The 18,939-nt window shown below is 71.1% G+C and carries 16 protein-coding genes; 4 read left to right on the plus strand and 12 right to left on the minus strand.

The window, feature by feature from the left end:
- Nucleotides 1-74 precede the first annotated feature (74 nt).
- From PV734_RS07160 to PV734_RS07180, 5 genes are read right to left on the minus strand one after another with little or no spacing between them, the layout of a single operon-like run.
- Nucleotides 75-1,346, minus strand: a complete 1,272-nt coding sequence (locus tag PV734_RS07160) for an ABC transporter substrate-binding protein (protein WP_319288952.1) — start codon at nt 1,344-1,346, stop codon at nt 75-77.
- Entirely contained in the window at nt 1,343-2,452 is a 1,110-nt protein-coding gene (locus PV734_RS07165) for a branched-chain amino acid ABC transporter permease (RefSeq protein ID WP_319288953.1), read from the minus strand. The genes PV734_RS07160 and PV734_RS07165 overlap by 4 nt, the downstream gene beginning before the upstream one ends.
- The gene (locus tag PV734_RS07170; RefSeq protein ID WP_319288954.1) at nt 2,445-3,335 is read right to left on the minus strand and encodes a branched-chain amino acid ABC transporter permease; all 891 of its coding nucleotides are present in this window, start codon (nt 3,333-3,335) and stop codon (nt 2,445-2,447) included. The genes PV734_RS07165 and PV734_RS07170 overlap by 8 nt, the downstream gene beginning before the upstream one ends.
- Nucleotides 3,332-4,147, minus strand: a complete 816-nt coding sequence (locus PV734_RS07175; RefSeq protein ID WP_319094646.1) for an ABC transporter ATP-binding protein — start codon at nt 4,145-4,147, stop codon at nt 3,332-3,334. Before PV734_RS07175 ends, PV734_RS07170 begins: the two co-directional genes overlap by 4 nt.
- Before the next feature lie 6 nt (nt 4,148-4,153).
- On the minus strand, nt 4,154-5,044 hold the full coding sequence (locus tag PV734_RS07180; protein WP_319288955.1) for an ABC transporter ATP-binding protein: 891 nt from the start codon (nt 5,042-5,044) through the stop codon (nt 4,154-4,156).
- Nucleotides 5,045-5,242: 198 nt separating this feature from the next.
- On the opposite strand from PV734_RS07180, the gene PV734_RS07185 reads away from it, so the two are divergent.
- A complete protein-coding gene (locus PV734_RS07185; protein WP_319094644.1) occupies nt 5,243-6,484 on the plus strand; it encodes a helix-turn-helix domain-containing protein in 1,242 nt (413 codons plus the stop codon).
- Nucleotides 6,485-6,515: 31 nt separating this feature from the next.
- Here the strand turns inward: PV734_RS07185 and PV734_RS07190 are convergent, their stop codons facing one another.
- The gene (locus PV734_RS07190; RefSeq protein ID WP_319289171.1) at nt 6,516-7,634 is read right to left on the minus strand and encodes a glycerate kinase; all 1,119 of its coding nucleotides are present in this window, start codon (nt 7,632-7,634) and stop codon (nt 6,516-6,518) included.
- A 314-nt stretch (nt 7,635-7,948) separates the two neighbouring features.
- Between PV734_RS07190 and PV734_RS07195 the strand changes: the two genes are divergently transcribed.
- Nucleotides 7,949-8,440, plus strand: coding sequence for an NUDIX hydrolase (locus PV734_RS07195; protein ID WP_319094643.1), 492 nt, complete (start codon nt 7,949-7,951; stop codon nt 8,438-8,440).
- A 19-nt stretch (nt 8,441-8,459) separates the two neighbouring features.
- On the opposite strand, the gene PV734_RS07200 is transcribed toward PV734_RS07195, so the two are convergent.
- Nucleotides 8,460-8,666 carry a DUF2191 domain-containing protein gene (locus PV734_RS07200; protein ID WP_319094641.1) on the minus strand — a complete coding sequence of 69 codons (207 nt, stop codon included), beginning with the start codon at nt 8,664-8,666 and terminating at the stop codon, nt 8,460-8,462.
- A gap of 118 nt (nt 8,667-8,784) precedes the next feature.
- Between PV734_RS07200 and PV734_RS07205 the strand changes: the two genes are divergently transcribed.
- On the plus strand, nt 8,785-9,522 hold the full coding sequence (locus PV734_RS07205; protein ID WP_319094640.1) for an SIR2 family NAD-dependent protein deacylase: 738 nt from the start codon (nt 8,785-8,787) through the stop codon (nt 9,520-9,522).
- 7 nt (nt 9,523-9,529) lie between these two features.
- Here PV734_RS07205 and PV734_RS07210 read toward each other — a convergent pair whose 3' ends face one another.
- From PV734_RS07210 to PV734_RS07230, 5 genes are all read right to left on the minus strand, one after another.
- The gene (locus PV734_RS07210; protein ID WP_319288956.1) at nt 9,530-10,552 is read right to left on the minus strand and encodes a TolB-like translocation protein; all 1,023 of its coding nucleotides are present in this window, start codon (nt 10,550-10,552) and stop codon (nt 9,530-9,532) included.
- A gap of 145 nt (nt 10,553-10,697) precedes the next feature.
- Nucleotides 10,698-11,588, minus strand: a complete 891-nt coding sequence (locus tag PV734_RS07215) for an alkaline phosphatase family protein (protein WP_319094638.1) — start codon at nt 11,586-11,588, stop codon at nt 10,698-10,700.
- 229 nt (nt 11,589-11,817) lie between these two features.
- On the minus strand, nt 11,818-14,409 hold the full coding sequence (locus PV734_RS07220) for a sugar-binding domain-containing protein (RefSeq protein WP_319094637.1): 2,592 nt from the start codon (nt 14,407-14,409) through the stop codon (nt 11,818-11,820).
- Nucleotides 14,410-14,649: 240 nt separating this feature from the next.
- Nucleotides 14,650-15,132: a methylated-DNA--[protein]-cysteine S-methyltransferase gene (locus PV734_RS07225; protein ID WP_319094636.1), complete on the minus strand. Its 483-nt coding sequence runs from the start codon at nt 15,130-15,132 to the stop codon at nt 14,650-14,652.
- A gap of 27 nt (nt 15,133-15,159) precedes the next feature.
- Nucleotides 15,160-16,689, minus strand: a complete 1,530-nt coding sequence (locus PV734_RS07230; RefSeq protein ID WP_319094635.1) for an AlkA N-terminal domain-containing protein — start codon at nt 16,687-16,689, stop codon at nt 15,160-15,162.
- Between the two features lie 390 nt (nt 16,690-17,079).
- On the opposite strand from PV734_RS07230, the gene PV734_RS07235 reads away from it, so the two are divergent.
- Nucleotides 17,080-18,804, plus strand: coding sequence for a SulP family inorganic anion transporter (locus tag PV734_RS07235; protein ID WP_319289172.1), 1,725 nt, complete (start codon nt 17,080-17,082; stop codon nt 18,802-18,804).
- Nucleotides 18,805-18,939: the final 135 nt, after the last annotated feature.

Consider the following 18,939-nt stretch of genomic DNA (forward strand, 5'->3'; position numbering starts at 1 on the left):
GGCCCCGAACCGTGGGAACGGTTCGGGGCCCTCCGCGTTGTGCGCGCGGTGCTCGCGCGTCCGTGCTCGTGTGCTCACGCGTCCGGCGCGTAGCCCTCCACGGCGGACGATGCCTCGGACTCCCGTACGACCTTCATACCGCCGGTCGCGCTCTTGTCGGGCTGGAGGATCACGCTCTCCTTGGAAGAGGGGGCCTTCGGGTCGGTGAAGTCCTGCGGGCTGCCGAAGCCGACGTCGAACGCGTTGATCGTCAACAGTGCCTTGTCCACTCCCGCACGGGTGAGGTCCTTGCTCGCGCAGGCCTTCTTCAGTGCCTCGCCGAAGACGGAGGCCGCTGTCCAGCCGGCCACCACACCGTTGTCCAGCGAGTCGCTCGGGTAGGCGGCCTGGTAGTCGGCCACGAGCTTCTTCGCCTGCTCGGTGTCCGCCCCGATGGGCAGGGACGGCGAGGCGACCCAGTAGTTCTTGGACAGGGCCGGGCCCGCCTGGGTGGCCAGGAGCTGCGGGGCGAAGGCCGAGTTGTTGCCGATGACCGGGACGCCGAAGCCGCCGGCCGCGGCCACTCCGACCAGCGAGGCGGCCTGGCGCGGGCCCGCGCTGAGCACGATCGCCTTGACACCGGCCTGTTTCAGCGCGGCGACCTGGGCGGTCATGTCGTTGTCGGTGGGCTTGATCTTCTGCTCGACGATCGTGAGCCCGGACTTCTCCGCCATGTACTTGGCCCCGGCCAGAGCGCTCTCCCCGTAGTCCCCCTCGAAGTAGACATGACCGATCTTGTCGCCCTTCTTGATCCCCTTCTCGTTGATCAGGAAGTCGACCGCGTTGATCGTCTCGATGTCGTACGTCGACCCGATCACGCGTATGTACGGACTGCCGAGCAGGGAGGCGGCCCAGGCCTGCGGCAGCACCAGGACCTTGTCCTGGCCGTCGACGCGCTGTTTCACCGCCGCGACGAACGGCGAGCCGATGAACTGGGCGAAGCCCAGCACCTTGGGTGCCAGCTCCGTGTAGCCGGAGATCGCCTTCTGCGGGTCGTAGCCGTGGTCGCGGACGGTGAGGGTCACCTGCCGACCGCAGACGCCCCCGGCGGCGTTGAGCTGCTTCACATACAGCTGCTGGGCCTGGGTGACGCTCTTGCCGAGGGTCGCGTAGACCCCGGTCATGTCCGTGAGCGCGCCGACCGTGATCGTCCTCGCGGACACGCCCACGTCGGTCTTGACGCCGTCCGCCGAGGCCGAACCGTCGCCGCCCCCGTCGTCGTCCTTGGCCTTGGAGCTGCACCCGGCAACTGCGAGCAGCACGGCGAGCGCGCCGGCGGCGGCTCGGGCCGTGTATCTCCTGGTCATCGTTCCTCCCCTGGATTGCGTCCGAAGCGGCGCCGGGCGGCCACCCTGACCAGCCCGCCCGGCAGGAAGAGCACCACCGCCACGACGGCGGCGCCGTACAGGTACCGGGACGCCTCACCCGGTGCGATCCCGCCCGTGCCCGGGGCGGAGACCAGGGGCAGGGCGTCGCTGTAGCGGGTCAGCAGCTGCGGCAGCAGCGAGACGAAGACCGCGCCGACCACCGCCCCGGAGACCGACCCGAGCCCGCCGATGACGATCATGGCGAGGTACTCCAGCGAGAGCGTGATGCCGAAGTAGTCGGGCACGGTCCGCTGGAAGACGAGGGCGAGCAGGACACCGGCCAGCCCCGCGTACATCGAGGACAGGACGAAGACGCCGGCGCGGTAGCGGGCCACCGGCACGCCGATCACCCCGGCGGCGACGCGGTGGTCGCGGATGGCGTTCATGGCCCGCCCGGGCCGCCCGCGCAGGACACCGCGGGCGAACAGCGCGCCCCCGAGCAGGAGGACGAGTCCGGCGTACCAGAGCTTCTCCGCGGAGCCGAACGGCACGTTCGCGACGAGGAGTTCACGGTCGTCGAAGGTGAGACCGAAGAGGCTCAGCGGCGGTACGTCACGGCCGTTGAAGCCGCCGGTGAGGTCGCGGGCGTTGAACAGGACGTGCTGGCCGATGAAGATCAGGGCGATGGTGGCGATACCGAGGTAGGGGCCGCGAAGGCGCCCGGCGATCGGGCTGAACAGACCGCCCGCGGCGCCCGCGACGAGGGTGGCCAGCACGACCGCGAGCCAGGTGGGCAGCCCGAACCCGGTCAGCCCGGCGGCTCCCCCGCTTCCGTCCCCGGCGAACACGCAGTAGCCGTAGGCCCCGACGGCGAGGAAGAAGGCGTGGCCCATGGAGAGCTGGCCGGTGGCGCCGGTGAGGAGGTTGATGCCGATGGCGCCGATCGCGGCGGCCATGGCGAACAGGCCGGCCTGGAGCCAGAAGCGGTCCAGGTAGAACGGGAGGGCGAGCAGTAGCAGGGCGCCCGCGGTGGCCGCGTACGTACGCCCGGGTGGCCGGGGAAGGGCGCGTCGGGGCTCGGACGTGGCGGCTCGGACGTCAGACACGTGCGGGCTCCTTCGTGCCGAAGAGCCCGGCGGGCCGGACGAGCAGGATCGCCACCATGACCAGATAGGGCGCGAGGTCGCCGAGGCCCCGGCCCATGAAGGCCAGGTCGCTCTGGTAGCCGGTGGCGAGGGACTCGGTGACGCCGACCACCAGGCCGCCGACGAGGGCGCCGGTCGTCGAGTCGAGGCCGCCGAGGATGGCGGCCGGGAATGCCTTGAACGCGGCGAGGGAGGTGGCCCGTTCCAGGCCCGGCGTCGGGAAGACGGTGAGGAAGAGGGCGGCGACGGCCGCGAGGCCGCCCGCGACGGCCCAGGCGCCGAGCGAGACCCGGCCCAGCCTGACCCCCATCAGGGCGGCAGTCTCCTTGCTCTCGGCCGCCGCGCGCATCGCCACACCCCAGCCGGTGTACCGGAAGGCGAGCAGGAAGGCCGTGATGAGCAGGGCCGCGGCGACGAAGGCGGCGATCCGGGTGTGCGCGAGCGAGATCGGGCCGAGGGTGAGGACGGCGTCGCCCCAGGGGTCGCCGAGCGCGAGGACGTCCGTACCGAGGCGGCGGGTGAGTTCGGTGGTCAGCAGGATGTCGACGCCGATGGTGACGATGGCCAGCACACTGTGGTCGCCGCCCCGGGCGCGGCGCATCACCAGGAACTCCACGGCCGCGCCGACGAGCGCCGCACCGACGATTCCCGCCCCCAGCGCGGCCCAGAAGCCGATGTCGTCGTGGAGGGAGGCCGTGACGTAGCCCCCGGCGAGCAGCAGGGAGGCGTGCGCGAAGTTGACGACCTCCGTGGCCCGGAAGATGACGACGAAGCCGAGGGCGATGAGGGCGTAGACGCTGCCCATGGAGATGCCGTTGAGGAGCAGTTCGGCGAAAGTGCTCATGGTGTGGCCTCCGCACCGAGATAGGCCCGGACGACCTCCGGGTCGTTCTGTACGTCCACCGGGGCCCCGTCCGCGATCAGTCGGCCGAAGTCCAGGACCGTGACGGTGTCGGCGAGTCTCATGACCACCCCCATGTCGTGCTCGACCAGGACGATCGAGATGCCGAGGCTGTCGCGGACCCCGGCGATGACGGCAGCGACCCGGCGCCGTTCGTCGGCGGTCATCCCGGCCACCGGTTCGTCGAGGAGCAGCAGCCGTGGCTCCATGCACAGGGCCCGGGCGAGTTCCGCGAGCTTCTGCTGTCCGTAGGACAGGGAGCCGGCGGGGCGCGTCAGGTGCTCCGCGAGGCCGACGAACTCGGCGATCTCCCGTACCCGCGCCCGGTGCGCGCGTTCCTCACGGGCCGCCGACGGCAGCCGGAGTCCGGCGGCGACGAAGCCGGTCCTGGTCAGCCGGTGGCGGCCGAGCAGCAGGCTGTCCTCCACGGTGGCGTGGGGCGGCAGGGCGAGGTTCTGGAAGATGCGGGCGACGCCGAGGCCGGCGATGCGGTGCGGGGACATGCCGGTCAGCTCGTGCTCACCGAAGCGGACGCTGCCGGAGGTGGCCCGGTACACACCGGACAGGACGTTGAAGCAGGTGGACTTGCCCGCGCCGTTGGGCCCGATCAGGGCGTGCACGGTGCCGGGGCGGACGGTGAAGGTGACGTCGTCCAGGGCGAGGAGCCCGGCGAAGCGGACGGTGAGGTGATCGACGTCGAGGGAGGGGACGGCAGGGGCGTCCGTGGTGGACGCGGGTCCGTCAGGTCCGGTCACGGTGGATCAGCCCTCCCATCTGGTCAGCGTCGGCCTGGAGCGGGTCGCCCCTGCCGCGTCCGCCGCCGCGTCCTCGTCCACCACGCCCAGATAGCGGCGCCGGACCTCGTCGGAGGCGGCCAGTTCGGCGCAGGGGCCGGACAGGGTGACCTCGCCGACCTCCAGGACGTACGCGTGGGTGGCGAGCCGAAGGGCCAGGGCGGCGTTCTGTTCGACGAGCAGGACGGAGGTGCCCTGGGCGTTGATCTCCCGGACGGTGTCGGCGATGCGGGCGGCCATCAGCGGGGCCAGGCCCAACGACGGCTCGTCGAGGAGCAGGACCCCGGGGGCGGCCATCAGGGCACGTGCGACGGCCAGCATCTGCTGCTCGCCGCCCGACAGCAGCCCGGCCCGCTGCTGGGCTCGGTCGGCGAGGACGGGGAACAGCTCGTGGACCCGGCGCAGGGCGGCGGCCCGATCCGCGCGTCCGCCGCGCGCGCCGAGGGCTCCGGCGCGCAGATTGTCGGCGACGGTCATCCGGGCGAACACTCGCCGTCCTTCGGGGACTTGGGACACCCCGGCGGCCACCACCCGGTCGGGGGCCAGCCCGTCGATCCGACGTCCGCCGAGGCTGACGGTGCCTCCGGTCGTGGCTCCGCCCTGGAAGGAGAGGGTGCGGCTGATGGCCCGTAACAGCGTCGACTTGCCCGCGCCGTTGGAGCCCAGCACCGTCACGACGGCCGCCTCGGGAACCTCAAGGGACACCTGACGAAGGGCGCGCACGGGCCCGTACCCGACCGACAGATCCCGTACGACGAGAGCGCCGCCGCCCGGGGAGCTGCGGGCGGGCCTGCGCGGAGATCTGCCCGCCGAACCGCCCGGGGAGCCGGCCGGAGATCCCCTTGTTCCACCGCCCATGGCGTCCACTCCCTTCCGCACACACGTCCGATGTGGCGCTCAGCCCAGCACCGGGGCGGGCGTCCGTCCACGGGTCGCGGCCGAAACTCCGCCGAAACGTGGCCGGTGACCAGCTGATTCAGCCGCCCGTTGTGCGCGTGCACAACGCTGCGTGTCAGGGGCCTGCCGAAGGGGCCCGGAGGGTGGCATCCTCCGGGCATGGGACCGCGCAGAAGGCGTACGGGTCATGACTGGCAGGTGCTCGCCGAGTCCTGCGCGGCACTGCTGGAACGGGTGCCCGAGCTGGTCGACGAACATGTGCGGCAACTCTCGGAGCACTCCCCCGTCTACGGCCAGGTCCTCCCGGACGACCAGCAGTGGCGGGAGGCGGAGGAGGCGATGCGCATCGGCATCGGGACGATCTCCGCGCCCCGGGGCTCACCGCGCCGCGACCTGGAGTACGCCGAGGACGCGGGCCGGCGCCGCGCCCAGCAGGGCCTGCCGCTGGAGTTACTGGTGCACGCGTACCGGAGTGCGGGCTATCTCGTGTGGGACGCGCTGCTGGAGGGCACGGGCGGCCAGGACCCGGAGCGGCTCGGCGTGCTGATGCGTTCGGCGACCCTGGTGTGGGCGGCGATCGACGCGCAGGCGGCGGTGGCGTCGGAGGCGTACCGGGCCACCGAGATGGAGTTACGGCGGCGTACGGACGAGCGGTTGCAGGCCTTGTTGGACGCGCTGCTCGACGGCCAGGAGTCACCGGGGCTGGCCGCCAGGGCCGCGGCCGGGCTCGATCTGCCGGAGCGGGGCACGTACGCGGTGGTGGTGCTGCGGGCGGAGCGACGGGACCCGAGGGAGGCCTTCCACCGGCCGTTACGGGGGGCCGGTTACCGGTTCGTGTGGCGGATGCGGGCCGACCGCGAGGTGGGCGTGGTGCTGCTGGGGCCCGACCAGGGGCTGGACGCGGTGGCGCAGGCCCTGAGCGGGCGGTGCTCGGGGGCGGGCGGGATCAGTCCCGTCGTATCGGGGCTGACCGAGCTGGGGCGAGCCCGGCGGCTGGCCGAACTGGCGTTACGGACCTGCCCGCCGGACGCCGGCGAGGTCGTACGGCTGGATCAGCGGATGCCGACGGCGCTGGTGGTGAGCCAGCCGGAGCTCGCGAACCGGCTCGTCTCGGCCGTCTTCGGCGCCCTGGTCGGGCTGGAACCGGCCGACCGGGAGGTGCTGCTGGAGACGCTGGACGTGTGGCTGGCCTGCGAGGGATCGGCGGGCCGGGCGGCCGGGCGGCTGTACTGCCACCGCAACACGGTGTTCAACCGGCTGCGGCGGCTCGAACAGCTGACCTCCAGGTCGCTGGCGAGGCCGCGCGACCTGATCGAGATGACGCTGGCACTGGACGCGTACCGGCTGTCGGGGCCGACGGGCGCGCAGGAGGAGGCGTCGCGGCTCGCCGGCAGCGGGTGACCCCTAGAGAGGGCCACCCACGGCGCCGCTGTCAGACCAGGAAGTCGCGTCCGATGTTCTCCGCGACCCGCTCCAGGATCGGCCCGGCGTCGGCGACGCACTTCGCGAGGTCCGGCTCGAGCTCCGTCAGGGGGTAGGCCCGCCTGATACCGGCGCGGCCCAGCGCCTCCGGGCGCAGGGAGAGGCGTCCGCACACCGCGACGACGTCACGGCCCCGCGCCCGCGCCGCCGCGGCGACACCGGCCGGGGCCTTGCCGTGCAGGGTCTGCTCGTCGAGGGAGCCCTCGCCGGTGATCACCAGCGTGGCCCGCTCCAGGGCGGGCGCGAAGCCGAGGACGTCGAGCATGACCTCGATCCCGGGCCGGAACCGGGCGCCGAGGACCAGGGCGCCGTAGCCGATGCCACCGGCTGCACCGGCACCCGGCGCGACCGCGAACGCGGCGGACCTCCCTCCGATCGCGGTCTCCAGGACCTTCGTGTAGTGCGCGAGGGCCTCGTCCAGGGCGGCCACGTCGTCCGGGGAGGCGCCCTTCTGCGGGCCGTACACCGCCGGCGCGCCCGTCGGCCCGGTCAGCGGGTTGTCCACGTCGCTGGCCAGCACGAGATCGACGTCCGCGAAGCGGGTGTCGAGGCCCGAGAGGTCGGCCCTGACAAGCCCCTCCAGGCCGCCGCCCCCGGGCGGCACGGGCTCGCCGTCGGCGTCCAGGAAGCGCGCGCCGAGCGCGGACAGCATGCCCGCGCCCCCGTCGGTGGTGGCGCTGCCGCCGACCCCGAAGACGATCGTGCGCGCGCCCGCGTCCAGCGCGGCCCGCAGGAGTTCACCGGAGCCGTACGTCGATGCCGCGAGCGGTGCGAAGACGCCCGCGGGCAGCCGCTGCAGCCCGCTCGCCTCCGCCATCTCCACCACGGCGGTGTCGCCGCGCAGCGCGAACGCGGCCGTCACCTCGTGCCCGAGCGGCCCCGCGACCCGTGTCTCACGCCGTTCGAATCCGGCGGCGACCGCGGCGGCCACGGTCCCGTCACCACCGTCGGCCACGGGCAGCGACTCGATCTCGACTCCGGGTGCCGCCCTGCGCAGTCCGGCGGTCACGCGCTCGGCGACCTCCACGGCCGTCAGGGATCCCTTGAACTTGTCGGCGGCGATCAGCACCCGTACCGTCCGCACACCTGTCACCCGCGCCGTACCCGCAGCGTCCGCCACCCTGCACTCCCCTTGCTTTCCGGCCCCGCACAGATCAGGGCAGTCGCGCCGCTGCGACCTTAACCGCAGGAGCCCCACCCCGTCATGCCTTCCCGGCCGCTCACAGCCGGGGTACGAGGGACACCGTACGCAGCGCGGGGTTCGGCTTCGACGGGGTTCGGGTCGGTGAACCGGCGGAACGGACCCTGCGGTTGGGACACCCGGAGGTGTGACGGAACCCCGACAGCCCCGTTTGCCGTCTTTCCCCTGGTTACGCTTCCGGGGTGACCATTCAAGACTTCGCCACGTACATCGCCGGCCTGCCCCGCGTCCTGGCCGGCGCCGCCGCGCTCTTCCGTGACGCCGACGGACGGATCCTGCTCGTCGAGCCCAACTACCGTGAGGGCTGGGCACTTCCGGGCGGCACGATCGAGTCGGACGACGGGGAGACCCCACGCCAGGGCGCACGCCGGGAGACCCTTGAGGAGATCGGCCTCGACCGGGAGCTGGGCCGTCTGCTGGCCGTCGACTGGGTCCACATCGCGGGCCATCCGCCGCTGGTGGCGTACCTGTACGACGGTGGCGTCCTCGGCGAGGACGAGCTCAAGTCGATCACCTTGCAGGAGGAGGAGCTGCTGTCGTGGCGGCTGGTACCGCGCGAGGAGCTCGCGGAGTACCTCCAGGGCTCCCTGGGCCGCCGGGTGCTGCACGCCCTCGACGTCCTGGCGGAGGGTGGGGGGACGGCCGAGCTGGAGAACGGCAGCCGGGTGGCCTGACGGTCGCCCCGGTTCGGGTTCAGCCCTGGACGTCCGGCGGCTTGACGTCGTCCGCGGCCCGCCGCGCGTCGTCGCGCTCGGCGACCCGGGCCTCCGTACGGTGACCGCGCGCGATGTAGTCCCGGACGACGAGCTCGACGGCGTCCTGCGGGTTCCCGACGCCGGCGAGCACCATGACTTCGACAACGAGTTCGGCGTCGAGCGAGACTGAGACCTTGGCTGCCATGCGGGGACATTAACACCGGACGATCGTTCGTACAGGGGTACGGCGACGACGGTCACGACAGCGATCCCGGGCGGATATCCGGTCGCCGCCCGGGACCCCGGAACCTACCCTCGGCTCCATGACCACCAAGCCCCTCGTCGCCGTTCTCAGCGGCGCCGGTGTCTCGACCGATTCCGGAATCCCTGACTATCGCGGGCCGAACGGCCTGTGGCGGCGTGACCCCGAGGCCGAGAAGCTCGTCACCTACGACTACTACATGGGCGACCCCGAGATCCGGCGCCGTTCCTGGCAGATGCGGCGCGAGAACCGGACCCTGAGGGCACAGCCCAACTCCGCGCACCTGGCCGTGGCCGAGCTGGAGCGGGCCGGGGTGCCCGTGCGGGTGATCACACAGAACGTGGACGGACTGCACCAGCTCGCCGGGCTGTCGGCCCGCAAGGTACTCGAACTGCACGGCACGGCACGGGAGTTCGTGTGCACCGAGTGCCATGCGCGCGGACCCATGGAGGACGCCCTCGCCCGCGTCGACGCAGGGGAGGACGACCCCGCCTGCCTGGTGTGCGGCGGGATCCTCAAGTCGGCGACCGTCATGTTCGGTCAGCGGCTCGACCCGGTCGTCCTCGGCGACGCCCTGGCCATCACCAAGGCCTGCCAGGTGTTCATCGCCGTCGGGACCAGCCTCCAGGTCCAGCCCGCCGCCGGGCTCGCCGGTGTCGCCGCCGACCACGGCGCCCGGCTCGTCATCGTCAACGCCGAGCCGACCCCGTACGACGACCGGGCAGACGAGGTCGTACGGGAGCCGATCGGCACGGCACTGCCGAAGCTGCTGCGGGAGTTGGCACGGACGGCGGTGTGACGGGGCGTCACCCCAGGTAGGCGGGGGCGACCGCTGAGGTCATGAGGGTGCGGGCCGTGCCGCTGCCGTCGGCGGGGACGGTCCACAGGTCCGAGCCGTAGTCGCCGGGGAGGGCGTAGACGAGGGTGGAGTCGTCGGCCCACAGTGCCTGGTCGTCGACATCGCGCCGCTCGGCGGTCGCGCTCTCCTTCATGGTGCGCAGGTCGAGGACGTACAGCCGCCAAGGGGCGTCGGGGGAGGCTCCCTTGACGCGTTTCTTGTAGGCGACGCGCGTTCCGTCGGGCGAGAGCGAGGGGCATTCGACGTTGCCGTGCAGGGTGGTGAGGGTACGTGCGGTGACGTCGCCGCGCACCAGGTAGGTCCGGCCGCCGGTAGCCAGCGTGGCGTAGAAACGGGTGTCGTCGGCGAAGGTGACACCCCAGACGTTGACGTCGGCCGCGTGGTGGGTCCGGCCGTCCTTGATGATGCGGAAGGTCTCAAGGTTGCTCTCGACGGCCCAGGTGCGGGTGTCGACGATGGTGGTGCGGGTGGAGAAGTTCGTGCCCGCGTAGGAGTCACCGCTGACGAAGACCGTCCAGGCGACGAGGTGGCCGGAGGGTGAGACCCGGGCCCGGGTGGGGATGCCCGCTGCCGGGAAGTGGTGCAGCTCGTGCAGCCGCGAGTCGAGGACGACCGCCCGGTAGGTGTCCCGCAGGGTGCCGTGCACGGCCTGCAGGCAGACGCCGGTGCCGGCTGCCGCGTGGAAGCGCAGGCACTTGACGCCCGACACGGTGCGCGGCCCCTGCGGATCGTCGGCCGGTACGGTGGCGAGCTCGTCGCGGTGCGGGCCCCAGGCCAGATTGCGCACCAGCAGCCGTCGGCCGGCCGCCGGGCGGAGCGAGACGGTGCCGGCCCGCACGGTCGGACCGTTCGCCTGCTGCTCGTCACGCATGCCCGAGCGGTGGGCGGCGTACAGCACCGACCCGGTGCCGACCCCACCCAGCAGCACCACCGCGACGAGCAGGATCATCAGGCGGGTTGTCCGGGTCATGCGGGCACCTCATCGGTGGGACGGAGGAAGGCCGCCCCGACGGCGAGCGGGCGGGCGAACCGGGCCGGCGCCCGGCCGCTGCCGGCCGGCGCCTGCCCGGGCCCGGCGGCCCTGGTGCTGTGGGAGTCCGCGAGACGCACCGGCGTCAGTTCCAGATGCCGGCGATGTCGGAGGCCGAGGACGCGTTGCCCGCGTGCGCGCTCAGACCGGCCAGGTCCTCCACGGTGCGCAGGACGTTGTAGTGGTTGTAGGTGGTGGAGCTGGAGCTGCCGGGAGTGACGTGCTGCCCGTAGAAGACCGTGGGGATGCGGTTGCCGGACAGCTTGTTGTCCTCGTCGAAGGTGACGGCGAGGATGCTGTTGTGCGTCGTGGCCCAAGTGGCGTACGCGCCCAGGTTGTTCTTGATCCAGGTGTCGCCGGTGGAGACCGAGCAGTCGTGCATGTCACTGCACAGGTTCGGTACGACGAAGGAGACCTTCGGCAGGGTCGTGTAGTCGGTCGGGAACTGCGTCATCGTCTTCGCGGTGTTCGTGGGCACGTTGGAGAAGCCGAACCAGGGATTGTGCTTCTGGGCGTAGTTGCCACTGCTGCAGGTCGTCGAACCCTGGCTGGGCAGCGTCTCGTTGTAGCTGGCCCAGGTCTTGCCCGCCGCGATCAGCTCCGAGGCCAGGTTGGGCGCGGAGATGGACCCGACCGATACGCAACTGTCGTCGGTGCGGCCCTGGTTGGAGCCCGAGAACAGCATGTAGTAGTTCGGCTCGCTGGGATGGGTGAGACCGAAGGACTGGGTGAGGCTCGCGCCACCCGCCTTGAGGGTGTTGTTGAGGTACGGGGCGCTGGAACTGCCGATCACCTGGGAGTAGGCGTGGTTCTCCAGTACAACGACCACCACGTGGTCGGGGGTCGGGAGGCCGGCGGCCTGAGCGGTGGAGGCCGTGGCGGCCCACACCCCGACAGACGTGGCCGTGAGGGCGACTGCCCCGGCGAGCGCGGCGAGGGAACGTCGTTTGCGCTGGGAATCCTTGACGGCTGCCATGACTGTCCTCCGGACAGGGAGACGGACCTACGGGGAGAGCGCCGCAACCATAGGGGCCCCGAACCGGGCCTGAATGAAGGTCAGACAAACAGTGGACCCCACCAGGTAAAGGTCACACCCGGCACAGGTAACGCACAGTAAAATCCGACGGTGGAACCCGGTTACCAACTGGACATGTCCTGCTCGACCTGGACATGTCACGCTCAACTTCCTGCCTCCGTCGGCCCGTTCACGGCGACAAGGGCTCCGTCAGTCCCCCTGTCGTCGTGACAGGTGTGGACGAGACCGTCACCGTCGCGGTGGCCAGGCCGTCGCGGGTGGCCCGGACGGTGATGGAGCCCGCGGTGCGGGTCGCGCGTACGAAGACCCTGTTGATGCCCGCTTCCGTGCTCACGTAGGACTGGAACACGCTGTACGGGATGCCCGCGTTGTGGCCACCGAGCAGTTTGGCCGGGCCGGTGACCGTGAAGTCCACCCGGGCCTGGTCGGTCGGTACGCGGCGGCCCGCCGAGTCCACCGCCTCGACGTCGATCATCGCCACGTCGGTGCCGTCGGCCTTCAGACCGTCGGGTGAGACGTGTGCCGTGAGGCGGAGGGCGACCGCGGGGCCCGTCGTCTGTTTCTGGGCGCGGGTCAGTTCGGTGCCGGCCGAGTCGAAGCCGACGGCGGTGATCGTGCCGGACTGCCAGGCGACGTCGGTGAAGGTGTGCAGGAAGTCGTACTGCGCAGAGGCCGAGGAACCGACCGATCTGCCGTTGACCAGCAGGTCCACCCGGGCGACACCCGCGGCCATGACGTACACCGTCTTGACCGTGCCGGACGGGTAGGTCCAGTGGCCGACGATGTGCAGGTCGGGGGTCGGGCTCTGCATGACGCGGTGGGTGTAGTAGGTCTCCTTGGGGATGCGGACCGAGTCGACGCGGCCGGAGAGGCGGCAGGTCTCCCAGTTGTACTGGCGGCCGTGCTGGTTGGAGTCCGCCCAGGTCAGAGCCGCCGCCCCGGAGTAGCGGCTGTTTCCGGGGCCTTGGATGCGCTGGCTCCAGAACTCGTGGCGGGTGCTCGCGGCGACGGTGGCAGCGAAGTCCTCCGAGGTCCAGTGGTAGGTGACGTCCGGGCCGGTGACGTAGCCGAAGTCCGGTGGGGAGGCGTTGTCCCAGACGCGGCGGGGAGCCTCGTCGCGGGTGAACTCGGACTCGATGAGCGGCATACGGTCGCGGGCGTAGTCGCTGTAGTGGCGGTTGAGCATGGTGCCGATGTACTCGCACTGGTCCACGGCCGCCGGGCCCCCGTAGGCGGAGTTGTCGGAGGTGGCCCGGGAGCCGATCGCACGCATGCCACTGGGATCCCATGTCTGCTTCAGCGCGCGCATCTGCTGCTGGTGGTCGGCGGTCAGCCAGTTGTTGCCCGACTCCCAGAACAGGATGCTGGGACTGTTGCGGAAGTAGATCATCACGTCCCGCATGGCCGCGAGGCGCTGGTCCCACTGCACACCGGTGGCGTCGGCCTCCTTGTCCCCGGCGGGCTGGACCGACACCAGTCCGTACCGGTCGGTCATCCGGATGTTCGCGGGCTGCGCGGCGAGGTGCATCCAGCGGATCAGGTTGGCGTTGCTCTCCCGGATGAGCCGGCCGTCGTGGTCGCGCAGCCATTCGGGTACGGCGTCGCCGAGCACCGCCCATTCGTTGGTGGCGCGTTGCGCGTACCCGGTGAGGAAGATCTGCCTGTCGTTGATGTAGACGCCGCCGGTGCTCGCCCCGCCACGGAACTCGGCCTTCCTGAAGCCGGTGCGGACCGTGTACGTGTCGACGACCGTCGCCCCCTCCGCGAGCGTCAGTCGCACGCTGTAGAGGGCGGGGTACGACGGTGACCAGAAGGTGAGCCCGCTGATCCGGCTGCCGACCTTGACGACGTGACTCGTCCCGGCGGCCAGCGTGACCGTCGAGGCGGGCAGCGTGCCCACCAGCGTGCCTTGTCCGTTCAGGACTTCGGCCGACACGGACAGCGTCCGGGAACGGTTCTCGTCGTTGATGATCTGCGCTTCCGCGTTGATCGTCGCGGTGTGACCGGAGACGTTGACGGCCGTCGGATAGACATACGTGCCCGTGGTGCCGAGGTTGCTGTAGAGCGGGAGCGTGAAGTGGGTCATGGGCACGACGTGCAGGATGACGTTCCTGGTGAGACCGCCGAAGGTGGGGTTGAAGTCCCGGGTGTCCCACTGGAAGGGCATCCCGGTCGCGACCTCGGGCCGCCACTTGGTGTTGTCCGCGCAGATGGCGAGCACGTTGTCGGCGCCGAACAGGACCTCTTCGGTGAGGTCGAAGCCGAAGGGGGTGACTCCGGCTTCGTAGCTGCCGATGAGGACGCCGTTCAGGTACACGGTCGCCGCTTGGCGGATGCCTTCCAGTTCCAGGATCACCTTGTGGCCCGTCTGCTCGGGCGGTAACTGAAAGCGCTTGCGGTACCACGTCGGCTGCATCGCCACCGAGGACTCGCCCGAGCTGCCGATCCAGTTGTCGAAGGAGTCCACGTCGTTGTAGGTGTGCGGCACGCTCACCACGGCCCACCCGGAGTCGTCGAACGTGACCCGTTCGGCGCCGGCCACATTCGACCTGATGAACCGCCAGTCGAGATTCAGGCTGAAAGCCTGCCGCTCAGCAGCCTCGACCTGCGTCTCCGAGGCCGCTCCGCCCATCGGCAGGGCCACCGCACCCGCGCCTGCGGCGGCCCCCTGCAGCACCCGCCGCCTGCTCACCCCGTCGGGTTCGAAGGGCGCGGGAGCCGTCGGAGCCGTGGAAGCTGTGGAACGGCTGGTGAACTCCATCGTCTACCGCCCTTCGAGACGCGCCCTCACGGGCACCCCTCCCAGACCATTGTCATGGATGCGACAGAAAGCGCTTCACATCATGCGCCGGGGTGTGGCGGGCGACAAGGTGCGGGACGAAGGTCGTTCGGGTGGATGGTGTTGCCGAGGGCGCGGGCGGGCCTGAAGAAGCAGCCGGAACACGAGCGGAGAAGTGCTGCAGGAGACGCCATGGGGACGTGGGGGATCTCGTGGGGCGGGCTAGAAGAGCGCCGGCCCGCGTTCGAAGTCCAGCAGCCGCTGCTTGCGCTCCAGGCCGCCCCCGTATCCGGTGAGGCTTCCGTCGGCGCCGACCACGCGGTGACACGGCACGATGATGCCCACCGGGTTTTTGCCGTTGGCGAGGCCCACGGCGCGGGAGGCCTTCGGGTTGCCGAGGGCGTCGGCGAGTTCACCGTACGAGCGGGTCTCGCCGTACGGGATGCGGCACAGCTGCTCCCAGACACTGCGCTGGAAGTCGCTTCCGGCCAGCCGGAGTTCGACGGTGAACTCCTTCAACTCGCCCTGGAAATAGGCCTTGAGCTGCTCGACCGCTTCCCCGAAGGGGGTGTCGTCGCGTGCGCCGAAGTTCTCCTCGGCCGGGCGGTGACGCTGGTCGACCATGTAGAGGCCGCAGAGCACTCCGTCGTCGGCCACGAGGGTGAGGAGGCCGTACGGACTGTCGACGACCGTGTGCTGCTTCATTTCTGCTCCTGACGTCCTTGAACCGGCTCACACCGGGAGGAAGTTGATGGGGTGACTGTCCGTCGCCCACAGATACTGGACCGCGTACGCCCGCCACGGCCGCCACGCCGCCGCCCGGGCGGTCAGCGCGGCCGGCGTCGACGGCAGGCCCAACTCCTGCGCCGCGCGCCGGATTCCGAGGTCCGTGGGGAGAAACGCGTCGGGGTCGCCGAGGGCACGCATCGCGATGACGTCGACCGTCCAGGGACCGAACCCGGGAAGGGCGAGGAGCCTGGCACGGGCCTCCGGCCAGTCACTCTCGACGCCCAAGTGAAGCTTGCCGTCCGCGAGTTGCTCGACGAGTGTGGTGAAGGTGGCCCGCCGGGTACGCGGCATGGCCAGGGACTCCGGGTCGAGGGCGGCCAGCGCCCCCGGTGTCGGGAAGAGATGCGTGAGACCACCCTCCGGATCGTCGACCGGGTCGCCGTGCGCCGTGACGAGACGGGCCGCGTGGGTGCGGGCGGCGGCCGTGGAGACCTGCTGACCGAGCACCGCCCGTACGGCGAACTCCGCCTCGTCGACCGTCCGGGGGACACGTCGGCCCGGGCCCTTCGCGACAAGCGGCGCCAGCACGGGATCCGTGCACAACTGCTCGTCGACCGCGACCGGATCGGCGTCCAGGTCGAGCATCCGACGGCAGCGGCTGATCGCGACGGGCAGATCACGCAGATCGCTCAGGGTGAGCCGGCACGCGATGTGATCCGGCTTGGGGGTGAGGGCGGCGATGCCGTGGCCGTACGGGAGTCGCAGGGTCCGGCGGTAGGCGCCGTCCCGCCATTCCTCCACGCCGGGTACGGCGGTCGCGGCGAGGTGGCCGAAGAGGTTGTCGGGGTTCAGCGGGGCGCGGAAGGGGAGACGGAGGTTCAGCGCGGCGGGGGCACTGACGACCGTGGTCGTGCCACTCGGACTCGGACTCGAACTCGGATGCGCTGGGGCGCGCGACCTCGGGAGGCGGTTGCGCAGATCGCTCGGGGAGAGGGCGAAGACCTCGCGGACGGTGTCGTTGAAGGTACGGATCGAGGAGAAACCCGCAGCGAAGGCGATCTCCGCCATGGACAGCGCTGTCGTCTCGACGAGGAGCCGCGCGGTCTGGGCGCGCTGGGCTCGGGCGAGGGCGAGTGGTCCCGCGCCCAGCTCGGCGAGGAGTTGCCGTTCGACCTGACGGGTGCTGTAACCGAGGCGGGCGGCGAGGCCGGGGACGCCCTCACGGTCCACGATCCCGTCGCCGATCAGCCGCATCGCACGAGCCACGAGGTCGGCGCGCTGGTTCCACTCCGGCGAACCGGGGCTGGTGTCGGGGCGGCACCTCTTGCAGGCCCGGAAGCCCGCCTGCTGGCAGGCCGCCGCGCTCGGGTAGAAGGTCATGTTCTCGGGCTTGGGCGGCACCACCGGGCAGCTGGGCCTGCAGTAGATCCGGGTGGTCAGGACCGCCGTGAAGAACCATCCGTCGAAGCGCGCGTCCTTGGACTGAACGGCTCGTACGCAGTGCTCGGTATCGGTGTGCATCGCGTTCCGCATACGTCCAGCATGGTCGATCAGCGCGACCGGGGCTGGCGAGAATCCGACATCAAGGTGGCGTGTCCAGGGACGCTCCGGATCACTTTCCCTCCGCGAGACGGGTACCGCAGTCAGCTTCGGTCGCCGCACGGGAAATCCCGCCGAGACTACGACCAGATGCCGAATTGCTAAATTTCGCAATTGCTTAGATGCTTTATCGGCCGTACACCCAGACGGCAGACAGCAGACAGCTACGCCCATCCACAGACAGTCACGCTGAAACGAGGGACCGGACGTGTCCGTTTCGCTGAACCAGGCAGGCGCGGAGTGAGCGACTCCGGCGGGCGTCGAGCCGGACACGCATGGCGTCAGGTGCGGTCTCTGCTGCCCGTCCGTGCCGACTTCGAGACGATGGCCCGTGATCCGCGTCGTGATCTCCTCGCCGGGTTGACCGTCGCGATCGTGGCACTCCCCCTCGCGCTCGGCTTCGGAGTCTCATCCGGTCTCGGTGCGTCGGCGGGGCTGGCGACCGCGGTGGTCGCGGGCGCGCTGGCGGCGGTGTTCGGCGGATCGAACCTGCAGGTGTCGGGGCCGACCGGGGCGATGACCGTCGTCCTCGTCCCGATAGTCGCCCGGTACGGGCCCGGCGGGGTGCTGACCGTCGGACTCCTGGCCGGGCTGCTGCTGATCGGGCTCGCCCTGGCCCGGGCGGGCAAGTACATGCGGTACGTGCCGGCCCCCGTCGTCGAGGGCTTCACCCTCGGCATCGCCTGCGTCATCGGGCTGCAGCAGTTGCCGAACGCGCTGGGGGTGGCCCGGCCCGAGGGCGACAAGGTCCTCGTGGTCGCCGGGCACGCCGTCGAGGCGTTCGTCCGCCATCCCAACTGGACGGCGTTCGCGCTGGCCTCGGGGGTCGCGCTGGTCATGCTGCTCGGTGCGCGTTGGCGGCCGACCGTTCCGTTCTCGATCGTCGCGGTGATCGTCGCCACCGTGCTTGCACAGGTTTTCGGCCTGGACGCGGCCAGGCCGATCGGGGATCTGCCCGCAGGACTGCCCGCGCCCTCGCTGGCGTTCCTCGACCTGTCGGCGCTGCCCTCGCTGCTCGCCCCGGCTGTGGCGGTGGCCGCGCTGGCCGCGCTGGAGTCGCTGCTGTCGGCGACGGTCGCGGACGGTATGACGGTCGGCCAGCAGCACGATCCGGACCGGGAGTTGTTCGGGCAGGGCATCGCCAACCTCGCCGCCCCGCTGTTCGGGGGCGTCCCTGCCACGGCCGCGATCGCACGGACCGCCGTGAACGTCCGTACGGGCGCCGGTTCCCGGCTCGCCGCGCTCACCCATGCCCTGGTCCTCGCGGTGATCGTCTTCGCGGCGGCGCCGCTGGTCTCGAAGATCCCGCTGGCCGCGCTGGCAGGCGTCCTGCTGGCCACCGCGATCCGCATGGTCGAGATCGGCTCACTGCGGGCGATGGCCAGAGCGACCCGTTCCGACGCGCTGATCCTGGTCCTGACCGCCCTCGCCACCCTCGTCCTCGACCTGGTGTACGCGGTGATCATCGGTCTGATCGTCGCGGGCGCGCTCGCGCTCCGGGCCGTGGCCCAGCAGGCCCGTCTCGACGAGGTTCCACTCGACCGGGGCGACCACAGCGCCGAGGAGCACGCCCTGCTGGCGGAGCACATCGTCGCCTACCGGATCGACGGACCGCTGTTCTTCGCCGCCGCCCACCGTTTCCTGCTGGAGCTGACCGATGTGGCGGACGTGCGAGTGGTGATCCTGCGGATGTCCCGGGTGTCGACCATGGACGCGACCGGTGCGCTGATGCTGAAGGACGCCGTCCAGAGGCTGAACCGGCGTGGCATCGTCGTCATGTTCTCCGGCATCCGCCCCGGCCAGCGCCAAGTCCTCGACTCCGTAGGACTGTTGGACCTGCTACGGCAGACGGACCGCGAGTACGGCACCACCCCCGAGGCGATCCAGGGGGCGCGCGCTCATCTGGAGTCCACCGGAGTCCTGTCCGCCGTACCCGCGCCGAGGACCAGACCGCGCACCACGGTCGAGGCCAGGAGCACGCCCGCGGCCGGGTCCACCGACAAGCGCACGGAGAACACCAGGGAGAACGACGGGGAGGCGGCCCGATGAGGACGGCGGCACGGCCGGGACCGGTGCGGCTCGGCGTCCGCGGCCGGATTCTGTCCTGCGGGCGTCGCGGGCGAGGATGAGCACCATGGTGTTCTTGAATGCGTGGGTGCGATGCGCCGAGGATCGGCCGGTGCC

Origin of the sequence: Streptomyces sp. AK08-02, assembly GCF_033795085.1 — a bacterium.
Classification (GTDB): Bacteria; Actinomycetota; Actinomycetes; order Streptomycetales; family Streptomycetaceae; genus Streptomyces; species Streptomyces echiniscabiei.